The organism is Pelagibacterium mangrovi (assembly GCF_036662815.1).
Taxonomy (GTDB): domain Bacteria; phylum Pseudomonadota; class Alphaproteobacteria; order Rhizobiales; family Devosiaceae; genus Pelagibacterium; species Pelagibacterium mangrovi.
In genome coordinates this window covers 212814-225586 of the sequence record NZ_JBAFXA010000003.1, presented here as the reverse complement: position 1 = coordinate 225586, position 12773 = coordinate 212814, and the positions used below count along the sequence as shown (strand labels likewise).

Genomic DNA, 12773 nt, shown 5'->3' with positions numbered 1-12773 from the left:
GCTCAATCTCCCGTCAGCAATGCGCGCGTCGCCGCCGTCACGTCATCCTGTCGCATCAGGCTTTCGCCCACGAGGAAGCAGCCGACGCCGGCCTCTGCCTCGAGGCGCAGCACGTCGTCATGGGTGAAGATGCCGCTTTCCGAAACCAGCAGGCGGTTGTCAGGAACCATCCTGGCGAGCGCCACCGTGGTTTCGAGCGACACCTCGAACGTGCGCAGATCGCGGTTGTTGATGCCGATGAACTCGGCTTCCAGCGCCAGTGCGCGCTCCATCTCGGGTGCGTCATGCACTTCGACAAGCGCGTCCATCCCCCATTCGGCGGCGGCTTCGAGTAGTGCCCGAGCGGCGGTATCGTCGACCGAAGCGAGAATGATGAGGATGCAATCGGCGCCCCAGGCGCGTGCCTCGACCACCTGATAAGGCTCGAAAAGGAAATCCTTGCGCAGGGCAGGCAGGTTGGTCGCCGCCTTAGCGGCGTTCAGAAACTCCGGCCGGCCCTGAAACGAAGGCGTGTCGGTCAGGACCGAAAGGCACGCCGCGCCGCCATCCTCATAGGCTCTGGCCAATATCGGCGGATTGAAATCGGAACGAATAAGTCCCTTGGAGGGACTGGCCTTCTTGACCTCTGCGATGAGGCCGTAGTCTCCGGCCTTCCGCTTGGTCCGCAGCGCCTTGACGAACCCACGCGGCGCATCCTGCTCGCGGGCGGCGGCGGAGAGTTCGGCCAAGGGAATTGCGGATTTTGCCGCCGCGATTTCCTCGCGCTTATAGGCTTCGATCTTGCGCAGGATATCGCTCATACCGCCTCCGAAACCGCTATCAGCTTTTCCAGCGTTGCCTTGGCCTTGCCGTTGTCGACCATCTGGGCGCCCAGTTCGACACCCTCACGAAGAGTTTCCACCCTGTCGCAAATGATGAAAGCCGCAGCCGCGTTGAGCAGCACGATATCGCGATAGGGCCCTTTGGCGCCATCGAGTAGCTTACGCAGTTCGGCCGCATTGTGCGCGGGATCGCCGCCCACGATGTCGGAAAGCGTTGCCCGTTGCAGACCGGCTTCCTCGGGCGTCACCTCGAACGAGGTGAGATTGCCCGCCTTGATCTGGGAAACGAAAGACGGCCCGGTCGTCGAAAGCTCGTCCAGCCCGCTGTCGCCATGGACGACCCAGGCCGACTTGGCCTGATTGGCCAAAAGCGCGGCGGCCACGGGCTCGACCCATTCATTATCATAGACGCCCAGAAGATAGCGTTTGACCCCGGCCGGGTTGGCCTGTGGGCCAAGCAGGTTGAACATGGTCCTGACGCCCATTTCGGTGCGTGCCGGCCCAACATGGCGCATGGCCGGATGGTGGTTGGGCGCGAACATGAACCCGATTCCCGCTTCCCTTATGCAGGTCGCAATCTGTTCGGGGTTCAATTCCAGGCTGACACCGAGCTTCTGCAACGCTTCGGCCGAGCCGGACTTGGACGAAAGCGCGCGGTTGCCGTGCTTGGCGACCGGGATGCCCGCTGCCGCCACCACGATCGAGGCGCCGGTCGAGATGTTGAGCGTTCCCGCGCCGTCGCCGCCCGTGCCCACGATATCGATTGCACCTTCCGGCGCCTCGACGGGCACCATCTTGGCGCGCAGGATGGAAACGGCGGCGGCGATTTCGCCCACCGTCTCGCCCTTGACCCGCATGCCCATGAGGAACGCACCGATCTGGGAAGGGGTGGCATCGCCCGACATGACGATATCCATCACCTCGCGCATTTCGGTTCCCGTCAGATCCTTGCCATCCGCAAGCCGGTGAAGCGCTCCTTTGATGTCCATGACATGCCTTTCGGATCAGGCGGCGCGATCTTTGTTGAAGTCGCGCGCCAGGTTGAGAAAATTCTGCAAGATGGCGTGCCCGTTCTCCGACGAAATGCTTTCGGGGTGGAACTGCACGCCGTGCACCGGCAGGTGGCGGTGCTGTAGGCCCATGATCTGACCGTCTTCGGACCGGGCCGTGACCGACAGATCGTCGGGCAGGGTCTCGTCGCGCACGACGAGCGAATGATACCGGGTCGCCTCGAACTGCTTGTTGATCCCACGGAACACGCCGCGTCCATCATGGGTGATCGTGGACACCTTGCCATGCATCGGCACCGGCGCCCTTACGACCTCGCCACCAAAGGCCTGGCCCATCGATTGCAGCCCGAGGCATACGCCGAACATGGGGATTTCGCCGGCGAAACGCTCGATCAGCGGCAGGCAGATGCCCGCTTCGTTAGGCGTGCACGGGCCGGGAGAAATGACGATCGCATCCGGAACCCGCTCGCCCACTTGGTCGAGCGTGATCTTGTCGTTGCGCACGACTTCGACCTCGGCCCCCAGCTCGCCGATATAATGGACGAGGTTGTAGGTGAAGCTGTCGTAATTATCGATGACCAGCACGCGCATCATTGGCCTACCTTCGATTGCCCCGCATAGCGTAGCGCTTCTTCGGCGGCGCTGAACAGGGCGCGGGCCTTGTTCTCGCATTCGAGCTGTTCGAGTTCGGGCTTGGAATCCGCGACGATCCCGGCACCGGCCTGCACATGGAGCTTGCCATCCTTGAGGATAGCTGTACGCAGCACGATGCAGGTGTCCATACGCCCGTCGGCCCCGAAATACCCCACGCACCCGGCATAAACGCCGCGCCGCGCCACTTCGAGCTCGTCGATGATCTCCATCGCCCGCACCTTTGGCGCTCCCGATACCGTGCCGGCGGGAAAGCCGGCGGCGAGCGCATCGATGTTGTCGTATTTCGGATCGAGCGTGCCAACCACGTTGGAGACGATGTGCATGACGTGGGAATAATATTCGAGGAAGAACTTGTCGGTTACCTTGACCGACCCGATCTCGGCCACCCGGCCCACGTCGTTGCGGCCCAGATCGAGCAGCATCAGATGTTCGGAAAGCTCCTTGGGATCGGCCAGCAATTCGTCGGCCAGTTCCTTGTCGCGTTCGGGCGTGGCCCCGCGCTTGCGCGTGCCCGCGATCGGGCGGATGGTCACTTCGCCCCGATCCACCCGCACCAGGATTTCCGGGCTCGAGCCCGCGACGGAAAAATCGCCGAAATCGAGGAAATACATGTAGGGCGAGGGGTTGGTGCGCCGCAGGGCGCGGTAGAGCGCGGTTGGAGGTAGCGTAAAGTCGGCGGAAAACCGCTGGCTGAGCACCACCTGGAAGATATCACCCGCCGCGATGTAATCCTGCGCCGCCCGGACCATCTTGAAATAGTCTTCGCGGGAAGTGTTCGACGTCACCTCGATCCTGGCGAGGTCGGGAATGTCATTGCCACGAGGCAAGGGCGCTTCGAGCCGCGATATGGCTTCTTCGATCCGATCATTGGCCGCTTCATAGGCCTGCCGTGCCGTTACGCCCTCGCGCGGATAGACCGGCGCGGTTAGGAACATCTCGTCCTTGAGCGTATCGAACACCGCCATGATCGAGGGGCGCATCATCAGTGCGTCCGGAACCCCGATGGTGTCGGGATTGTCGTCGGGCAGTTCTTCCATGAACCGCACCATGTCATAGCCCAGATAGCCGAAAACGCCCGCCGAATTGGCCGGCAATTCCTTCGGCATGTCGATCTGGCTTTCGGCGATCAAATTGCGCAGCGCGTCGAGCGGCTGGTCGGGCAGGGCGGTATAGGCCTCCCTGTCGGTCGCCGCCGACCGGTTGATCTGCGCCTGCCCGTCCACGACCCGCCATAGCAGATCGGGTTCGAGCCCGATCATCGAATAGCGCCCACGCAACGCGCCGCCTTCGACGGATTCGAGCAGGAAGCTGTGACGTCGCCCCTCGGCCAGCTTGAGATACGTGCCTATGGGCGTTTCGAGATCCGCCACCACGCGCCGGTAGAGCACCTGACCGTGCCCGGCCTCGTAGGTGGCGGCAAAAGACCTGAAGCTATCGTCGTCCGACATGGTCCTATTGCAGCCCGATCACGCGGTTGAGGGCTTCCTCGTTGATCCTGATCCCGACATCCTGGCGCAGGCCCTCGACGAAATTAGCAAAGATCAGGTCGGCGAAGCTGATTTCCAGCGACTGCGCGACCTGCGAGGTCGCATCGGCGGAAGCAGGGGTAACCTCGGTCACCTGAAAAACCACCATGCCGCCATCCTGGGTGGGCACATAGCCCGCATAGCCTTCGCCACCCTGGAACGCTGCCTGAGCAACCTGGGGATCGAGCGCGGCGGTCGCGGTGTTGCGGGTGAAAGGCGCTGACGTCTGCGGCGTCTGCCCGTTTTCGGCCGCCACAGTGAACAGGTCGTTGCCCGCGTCGATATCGGCAACCATGTCCTCGGCCGCCCGGGTCATCTCCATATCGGTCTGGAGCTCCCGCCACGCAGCCACAACGTCGTCGCGCACTTCGTCCAGCGTCTGGTCGCGTGCCGGCTGGACCTCGCCGAGCTCGAAAAACGCGGTGCGGTTCGAGCCGAGATTGATGGCAGGCGTAACGCGCATGTCGGGCGACGCGGCGAACACCGCGTTGACAATGGTCTGCGCCGATCCCTGCGGCAGCGTGTCGATGCCGGCGAGCGCTGTGCCATCCGCCGTCAGATCGAGATCGTAAACCTCAAGACCATAGCGTTCGGCAACCTGGGCCACCGGAAGGAAGGCGGCGCGCGCTTCTTCGATCTCATCATAGACGGTGAACAGCAGATCGCGTGCCTTTTCCAGGCTCAAAGTCTGTTCGAGCTGACCGCGCACATTTTCGAGCGGCGCCTGGCCTTCTTCCTGGATCGCGCTGACCCAAATGGCGCGCTGGCCACTGGCACCCTCGATAACGGCATAGCCGTTTTCCTCGAGCTCGAACGCCGCCTGGGCGACCGCAGCGTCGGTGATTTCGCTCCGCGCCAGATTGCCCAGCTCTGCGACTTCGGTCTGCAAACCGGTTTCCGATACGACGCTGGCGAAGGACGATCCAGCCTCGATGCCGTCGGCGAAGGCCTGAGCGGCTTCAGCATCCGGTAGTGCGAGCTGATGGATCGTCCGCCGCTCGGGCGTCACGAACTGGCTGGCGGTCTGCTCGTACTCGGCGGCGATTTCGTCCTCGGTGACCTCGACGCCGGGAGCCAGGGCCTCGGCGGTCAGCGGCAACAGGCTGACGGTTCGCGTTTCCACGGTCCGGAACCGCGTCTGGTTCTCCTCGAAGAACTGGGTCAGTTCCTCTTCGGTCGGCTCCTCGCTCGTTTCGAACAGCACGGGGCTCAGCGTGATATATTCGATGGCGCGCTGGTCGTTGTCATAGGCGCGGGCGATTTCGAGCGCCACCTGGGGGACATAGGCACCGTTGAAGATCATTCCCAACTGTTCGCGGCTCGCGGCGCGGCGCTGAAGGTTGAGATATTCGGCCTCGGTAAAGCCGGACTGGCGCAGCATGGCGGTAAATTCGTTGGTGTCGAACAATCCCATGGAGCTGGCGAACGAGGGGTCCTGGCGCACCAGTTCGACAAGCTTTGCATCCGAAGCGCCCAAGCCCAGATTGCGCGCCAGAATTTCGATCGAGGCGTCGTTGGCCAGCCGCCCGATGGCGGAGTTAGGCAGCCCATAGCCCAAAGCCTGCTCGGGCGTCGGCGCCGTGCCCGTCTGGGCGGCGAACTGGTTGATCTGGCTGCGATAGACGCGATCGAAATCGCGCACCGAAATGTTCTGGTCGCCCACCCGCGCCACGGTATTGGCGTTGAGATCGAGAAACACGCTCGGAATTCCGAAACCGGCCACGGCGATGATGAGCACGCCCAGAAGGATTTTGGCGATCCAGCTGCGGCCGAAATTGCGGAGATTGTCGAGCATTGTGGTCCGATCGGTTGAAAGCGGGCGGCACGCCTATTGTCTAACGGCTGCCCTATGGCGTTCGAGGCGCGCGCATAATAGACAGGGTGTATCGAGCCCCGCAAGCACGTGTCGAGGCCCGGTTAAGCCATTCTGATTATGCGTGCAAGGTGTTGTTGGGGTAGGGATGCAGGAGCAATTGCGGCCACTGATTGCCGGAAACTGGAAGATGAATGGGACGAAAGCGGCGCTTGAGCAATTGACGCGGCTCAAGACCCTGCTCGAAGAAGCCGGGGACATCGCCGGCGATGTGCTGATCTGCCCGCCCGCGACTCTTGTTTACCGTGCCGCCCGGCAAGCCGAGGGAAGCGCCATCCGCATCGGCGGTCAGGATTGCCACACCCAGGTTAGCGGCGCCCACACGGGCGACATTAGCGCGACGATGCTCCTCGATGCCGGTGCATCCCACGTAATCGTAGGCCATTCCGAACGGCGCGCCGACCACGGCGAAAGCAGCGCGCTCGTCAGGGAGAAGACCCAGGCGGCATTGGCTGCGGGACTGGTGCCCATCATCTGCGTCGGCGAAACCGAAAGCGAACGCATGGAGGGCCGGGCGAATCAGGTCGTCGCCGAACAGCTCGCCCATTCGCTTCCAGACCGGTTCGAGAACACGCGGATCATTGTTGCCTATGAGCCGGTCTGGGCCATCGGCACGGGGCGGACGCCCACGATTGGGGATATCGCCGACATGCACGCGCATATGCGCCGGCTGCTTGTCGAGCGGTTCGGCGGGGAAGGGCGCTCCGCTCTTCTTCTTTACGGCGGCTCTGTAAAGCCCTCCAATGCCGAGGAGATCCTGAGCACCGACAATGTCAACGGTGCGCTAGTCGGCGGGGCGAGCCTTTTGGCCAACGACTTCTTTTCCATTATCGTGGCGGCGTAAGCCGAAGAGGAAAAACTGTCGCTCCGAAGGGCTGGCCAATGCCGATCTTTGCGTGTAGAACGCCGCCCAACGCGATGCCTGTGCAGAGCCTTGCTCACGTCCCGGCCGGACGGGCAGGGCTTAAGCTGTTAAGCACCGAACAACTCCGGGGGTATTGCGCTGGCGGCGCCGGGCTCCCATATGCCGGCCGCCGACGCCAAGAGTTTTGAAGGACGAACCGTTACATGGCCACAGTACTGATTGTCGCCTATCTGTTGATCGTGATCGCCATGATCGTCGTGATCCTGCTCCAGCGGTCTGAGGGCGGCGGGCTTGGAATGGGCGGCGGTGGCGGCGGCGGTTTCATGTCGGCGCGCGGCTCGGCCAATCTTCTCACCCGCACCACGGCCATTCTCGGCACGCTCTTCATGGTTACGGCGATCGGGTTGACAATCATCAGCCAGACCGACCGTAGCGCGAGCTCCATTCTGGATCAGGCGGCCCAGAGCCCCGACGGCGGCCCGGCGAGCGTGCTTGATGCTCTCGATGCGCTGGGCACCGGCAATGACGATCTTTCGGCCCCTGCCGCTCCGGCGACCGGCAATGATGACCTTGGGGCTCCGGCCGTAACCGACGAGGCTCCTGCGGCCGCGCCAGACCTGGCCGTGCCCGAGGTTCCCGCACCGGCCCAAGAAGAGCCCGTGACGGCGGACCCCGCCACCGAGGACACTGCGCCGGCGGCGCAAACGACGAACAACCCCGGCAACTAAGGTTGCCGGAAAGGTTGAGAAGGTTGGGGATGGCGACATCCCCTTCTTTTTTGTGTGGGCGCGGCAATTTCGCGCTTCGAATCAAAAGCGGCATGTGTAAGGTAAAATTCCATGGCTCGGTACGTTTTCATCACCGGTGGCGTGGTTTCCTCGCTCGGAAAAGGTCTTGCTTCGGCGGCGCTCGGCGCGATGCTTCAGGCACGCGGCTATAGGGTTCGCCTGCGCAAGCTCGACCCCTATCTCAACGTCGATCCGGGCACGATGTCGCCCTATCAGCACGGCGAGGTATTCGTCACCGACGACGGCGCGGAGACCGATCTCGATCTCGGTCACTATGAGCGCTTCACCGGTCGGTCCGCCAACCAGCAGGACAACATCACCACCGGCCGCATCTATTCCGACATTCTCACCAAGGAACGTCGCGGCGATTATCTCGGTGCGACGGTGCAGGTGATCCCGCACGTCACCGATGAGATCAAATCCTTCGTCACCTCGGACAATGACGATTTCGATTTCGTCCTCTGCGAGATCGGCGGCACCGTCGGTGATATCGAGGCGATGCCTTTCCTCGAAGCGATCCGTCAGCTCGGCAATGAACTGCCGCGCGGCGATGCTGTTTTCATTCATCTCACCCTGATGCCGTTCATCCCCTCGGCGGGAGAGCTCAAGACCAAGCCGACCCAGCATTCGGTCAAGGAACTGCGCTCCATCGGCATCCAGCCCGACGTATTGCTCGTGCGCTGCGACCGTCCGATTCCGGAAGGCGAGAAGCGCAAGCTGTCGCTGTTTTGCAATGTGCGCCCCTCGGCGGTCATTCAGGCGCTCGACGTCACGTCGATTTATGATGTGCCGATCGCCTATCACGAGGAAGGCCTGGACGCCGAGGTTCTCGCGGCCTTCGGCATCAAGGACGCGGCGGAACCCGATCTGGAGCGCTGGCTCGAAATTTCGCGCCGCATCCACAATCCCGAGGGCGAGGTCAACATCGCCATCGTGGGCAAATACACCGGGTTGAAGGACGCCTATAAGTCGCTGTCCGAAGCGCTGACGCATGGCGGCATTGCCAACAACGTCAAGGTCAACCTCGAATGGATCGATTCCGAGGTTTTCGAACGCGACGATCCGGCGCCTTATCTCGAAGGCATCCACGGTATTCTCGTGCCCGGCGGGTTCGGAGAGCGCGGTTCGGAAGGCAAGATCAACGCTGCCCGTTTCGCGCGTATTCGTGACGTGCCCTATTTCGGCATCTGCTTCGGCATGCAGATGGCCTGCATCGAAGCGGCCCGCAACACCGCGCACATTCCAAAAGCCTCATCGACCGAATTTGGTCCCACCCGGGAGCCGGTCGTGGGCCTGATGACCGAATGGGTCAAGGAAAACAACAAGGAACAGCGCGGGGAAGACACCGATCTCGGCGGTACCATGCGTCTGGGCGCCTATCCCGCCCAGCTGGTTCGCGGTAGCCGGGTTGCGGACATCTATGGCACCAACCGTATCTCCGAGCGCCATCGCCATCGCTTCGAAGTGAATATGAAGTACCGCAAGGTGCTCGAAGCCAACGGCCTGCTGTTCTCCGGCCTCTCGCCGGATGGGACGCTGCCCGAGATCGTGGAACGCACCGATCACCCCTGGTTCATCGGCGTTCAGTATCATCCCGAGCTGAAATCCCGTCCCTTTGAACCTCATCCGCTGTTCAAGTCGTTCATTTCGGCAGCCGTCGAACAGAGCCGGCTGGTGTAAAAAGGGGGAGGGGCTTTGGCCGAGATCGTCAATCTCCGTCAGGCCCGCAAAGCCAAGGCCCGCGCCCAAAAGGAGCGGGCCTCGGAGGCCAATCGTGCCAAATTCGGCCGCACCAGGGCCGAGCGGGATCTCGAAAGCAAGATTTCCGACAAGCTCGATCGCGATCTAGACGGTCACAAGCGAGACTGAAACGCGCTTTTATTGTGCGACCATACGTCCACAATGGGGCTTTTCAAAACGTTTGCGCAGCACCGTACCGCACGGTACACCAACTCGGCGCGCTGACGCTCTCCTCCCCGTCCGCGTGCCCAAAGCGTTGATCACCAACGGCGCCATCCGCTTTGTGCGGCAACCCATCCGGGCTGTCGATCAGATTTGTGCGCCCGGACAAGACCATGTCGACAACCACCACAGCCGCCACGGCGGCGGCACCCGCGACGGGCAATTCGGCCCGCCGCGTGCTCGCGGCCTCGATGATCGGCACGACCATCGAGTTCTTCGATTTCTACATCTACGCCACGGCCGCAGTTATCGTATTCCCGCAGCTCTTCTTTCCCACGGGCGATGCCACCTCGGCGCTACTCTCGTCGCTCGCGACCTTCGCCATCGCCTTTTTCGCGCGCCCGATCGGTGCGGCGATCTTTGGTCACTATGGCGACCGTATCGGCCGCAAGACCACGCTGGTGGCTGCGCTTCTCACCATGGGCATATCCACAGTGCTGATCGGTTTCCTGCCGACCTACGCGCAGATCGGCGTCGCGGCGCCTCTGCTGCTCGCGCTGTGCCGTCTGGGGCAGGGGATCGGGCTGGGCGGTGAATGGGGCGGCGCCGTGCTGCTCGCCACCGAGAACGCGCCGGAAGGCAAGCGCGCTTGGTACGGCATGTTTCCCCAGCTCGGCGCACCGGTCGGCTTTTTCCTGGCCACCTGTGTCTTCCTCCTGCTGGCCGAAGTGCTGACCGATGAAGCCTTCTTCGCCTGGGGCTGGCGCGTTCCGTTTATTTTCTCGGCGCTTCTGGTGATCCTCGGCCTCTTCATCCGTCTCAAGATCTCCGAGACGCCCGAATTCGCCAAGGCAGTGGAAAAGGCCGAGCGCGTCGAAGTGCCGTTCCTCGATCTGTTCAAGCACCACAAGGCAAGCCTCGTGCTGGGAACGATGGCCGCGTTGGCCACCTTCGTGCTCTTTTACATCATGACGGTGTTTTCCCTCAGCTGGGGCACCGGCCAGTTGGGCTACAGCCGTGAAGAATTCCTGGTCATGCAGATGATCGGTGTGGTCTTCTTCGGCCTTCTAATCCCGCCCACGGCCATCCTCGCCGACCGTTACGGCATGCGCCGGGTCATGGTGCTGGTGTCGATCGGCATCGGCCTGTTCGGCCTCGTGCTGGCCCCGCTTTTCGATTCCGGCAATATCGTCGGCGTCACGGGGTTCCTCTGCCTGGGCTTTGCACTGATGGGCATGACCTATGGTCCGCTGGGCACCGCGCTCGCCGCGCCGTTCCCCACCGCCGTGCGCTACACCGGCGCATCGCTGACCTTCAACCTCGGTGGCATCTTCGGCGCATCCCTGGCGCCCTATATCGCCACATGGCTGGCCACGACTTTCGGCCTGCACACCGTCGGCTATTACATGATCCTGGCCGCCGTCATGACGCTGGTTGCGTTCGCCTTTATCAGGCAAGACGAAAACTGACGAAAAGGGAACCTCCGTGGTGTGTCGTCGTTGACGGCAAAACAAAACCACGGAGGTTGCTCATGCCCACTGCATCCGGCCACACAACGGCCATCCGCGCTACCCGTGCCGTTGGCACGGACGTCTATAATCTCGACGGCCAGAAGATCGGAAAGGTCGAGGACATCGTCCTCGACAAGACCGACAACGCCATCATGTTCGCCGTCGTCGGCTTTGGCGGCTTTCTTGGAATGGGCGAGAAATTTCACCCCGTTCCCTGGGCGACGCTCGATTACGACCAGGATCAGGATGGCTATGTCGTGCCCTTCACCAAGGAAGAACTCGAAGCCGCGCCCGCCGATACGATCGGCGAACTGACCAAGGAAGACGGTCTTTACGCGCGACAGGAAGCCTATTCCTATTACAAGATCGATCCTTACTGGAATTAGATCGCCCTTATATAAGCGATTTGCGAGCGGGCGGGTGCGTGTCATCCGCCCGCATTATTTTTGCGGCAAGCCCTTTCCCACGTCCGGACGGTTCATTAGAAGGTTGCCGACCGGCATCATCACATAAAGCAAAGGGCGCTTTCATGTCTGCTATCGTTGACGTCATCGGCCGTCAGATTTTTGACAGCCGCGGCAATCCCACAGTCGAGGTCGACGTCGTTCTCGACGATGGCAGCTTCGGCCGCGCCGCCGTTCCTTCCGGCGCCTCGACCGGCGCGCACGAGGCGGTGGAACTGCGCGATGGCGGCGAGGCCTATCTGGGCAAGGGCGTCCTTGACGCCGTCGACAACGTCAACACGCTGATCGCCAGCGAAATCGAAGGCATGGACGCCCTCGACCAGATCGCCGTCGATCAGGCCATGATCGAGCTGGACGGCACGCCCAACAAGGCCAAGCTCGGCGCCAACGCCATTCTCGGCGTGTCCCTCGCCATCGCCCGCGCCGCTGCCGAATCGAGCGCCCTGCCGCTCTGGCGCTATGTCGGCGGCCCGAACGCCCGCCTACTGCCCGTGCCGATGATGAATATCATCAATGGCGGTGAGCATGCCGACAACCCGATCGATATCCAGGAATTCATGATCATGCCGGTCGGCGCGGATTCGATCGCCGACGCCGTGCGGATCGGTTCGGAAATCTTCCATACTCTCAAGAAGGGCCTCGCCGCCGAAGGCCACAACACCAATGTTGGCGATGAGGGCGGTTTCGCCCCGAACCTTTCCTCCACCGAGGACGCACTGGGCTTCATCATGAAGTCCATCGAAAAGGCCGGCTACGCCCCGGGCGAAGACGTCTATCTCGCACTCGACTGCGCTTCGACCGAGTTCTTCGACAATGGCACCTACAACCTCAAGGGCGAAGGCAAGACCCTGGGGTCGGACGAAATGGTCCGTTACCTCGAAGACCTTACCGCCCGCTTCCCGATCATCTCGATCGAAGACGGCATGGCCGAAGACGATTGGGACGGCTGGAAGGCCCTAACCGACGCCATCGGCGGCAAGGTCCAGTTGGTTGGCGACGATCTTTTCGTCACCAACACCGAGCGCCTCGTCTCCGGCATCAAGATGGGCGTCGCCAATTCGATCCTCGTCAAGGTCAACCAGATTGGCTCGCTCTCGGAAACTCTCGAGGCCGTCGAGACCGCCCACAAGGCTAGCTACACCTCGGTCATGTCGCACCGTTCGGGCGAAACCGAGGATTCCACAATCGCCGACCTCGCCGTGGCGCTGAACTGCGGGCAGATCAAGACGGGTTCGCTCGCCCGCTCCGACCGGCTGGCCAAATACAACCAGCTCATCCGCATCGAGGAATTCCTGGGCACCTCCGGCCGCTACGCCGGACGCTCGATCCTCAAGGGCGCATAAAACAGCGCGGGCCGGG

The 12773-nt window shown here is 62.3% G+C and carries 12 protein-coding genes; 7 read left to right on the top strand and 5 right to left on the bottom strand.

Annotation, left to right across the window (positions count from 1 at the left end; genetic code table 11):
* Window positions 1-2: 2 nt before the first annotated feature.
* From trpC to V4T21_RS06210, 5 genes are read right to left on the bottom strand one after another with little or no spacing between them, the layout of a single operon-like run.
* Entirely contained in the window at window positions 3-800 is a 798-nt protein-coding gene (gene trpC, locus V4T21_RS06230; RefSeq protein WP_332714529.1) for an indole-3-glycerol phosphate synthase TrpC, read from the bottom strand.
* Entirely contained in the window at window positions 797-1810 is a 1014-nt protein-coding gene (trpD, locus tag V4T21_RS06225; protein WP_332714527.1) for an anthranilate phosphoribosyltransferase, read from the bottom strand. The genes trpC and trpD overlap by 4 nt, the downstream gene beginning before the upstream one ends.
* A gap of 15 nt (window positions 1811-1825) precedes the next feature.
* Window positions 1826-2425 carry an anthranilate synthase component II gene (locus tag V4T21_RS06220; RefSeq protein WP_332714525.1) on the bottom strand — a complete coding sequence of 200 codons (600 nt, stop codon included), beginning with the start codon at window positions 2423-2425 and terminating at the stop codon, window positions 1826-1828.
* A complete protein-coding gene (trpE, locus tag V4T21_RS06215) occupies window positions 2422-3933 on the bottom strand; it encodes an anthranilate synthase component I (RefSeq protein WP_332714523.1) in 1512 nt (503 codons plus the stop codon). Before trpE ends, V4T21_RS06220 begins: the two co-directional genes overlap by 4 nt.
* Before the next feature lie 4 nt (window positions 3934-3937).
* Window positions 3938-5806, bottom strand: coding sequence for a peptidylprolyl isomerase (locus V4T21_RS06210; RefSeq protein WP_332714521.1), 1869 nt, complete (start codon window positions 5804-5806; stop codon window positions 3938-3940).
* Between the two features lie 166 nt (window positions 5807-5972).
* Here V4T21_RS06210 and tpiA point away from each other — a divergent pair, with 166 nt between their 5' ends.
* From tpiA to eno, 7 genes are all read left to right on the top strand, one after another.
* The gene (gene tpiA / locus V4T21_RS06205) at window positions 5973-6728 is read left to right on the top strand and encodes a triose-phosphate isomerase (protein ID WP_332714519.1); all 756 of its coding nucleotides are present in this window, start codon (window positions 5973-5975) and stop codon (window positions 6726-6728) included.
* A 224-nt stretch (window positions 6729-6952) separates the two neighbouring features.
* Window positions 6953-7477, top strand: coding sequence for a preprotein translocase subunit SecG (secG, locus tag V4T21_RS06200; protein ID WP_332714517.1), 525 nt, complete (start codon window positions 6953-6955; stop codon window positions 7475-7477).
* A gap of 111 nt (window positions 7478-7588) precedes the next feature.
* On the top strand, window positions 7589-9217 hold the full coding sequence (gene pyrG / locus V4T21_RS06195) for a CTP synthase (RefSeq protein WP_332714515.1): 1629 nt from the start codon (window positions 7589-7591) through the stop codon (window positions 9215-9217).
* Window positions 9218-9232: 15 nt separating this feature from the next.
* Entirely contained in the window at window positions 9233-9406 is a 174-nt protein-coding gene (locus V4T21_RS06190; RefSeq protein WP_332714513.1) for a DUF4169 family protein, read from the top strand.
* A 206-nt stretch (window positions 9407-9612) separates the two neighbouring features.
* Window positions 9613-10908: an MFS transporter gene (locus tag V4T21_RS06185; protein WP_332714512.1), complete on the top strand. Its 1296-nt coding sequence runs from the start codon at window positions 9613-9615 to the stop codon at window positions 10906-10908.
* A 62-nt stretch (window positions 10909-10970) separates the two neighbouring features.
* Entirely contained in the window at window positions 10971-11336 is a 366-nt protein-coding gene (locus V4T21_RS06180; RefSeq protein ID WP_332714510.1) for a PRC-barrel domain-containing protein, read from the top strand.
* A gap of 143 nt (window positions 11337-11479) precedes the next feature.
* A complete protein-coding gene (eno, locus tag V4T21_RS06175) occupies window positions 11480-12757 on the top strand; it encodes a phosphopyruvate hydratase (RefSeq protein WP_332714508.1) in 1278 nt (425 codons plus the stop codon).
* The last annotated feature ends 16 nt before the right edge of the window (window positions 12758-12773 follow it).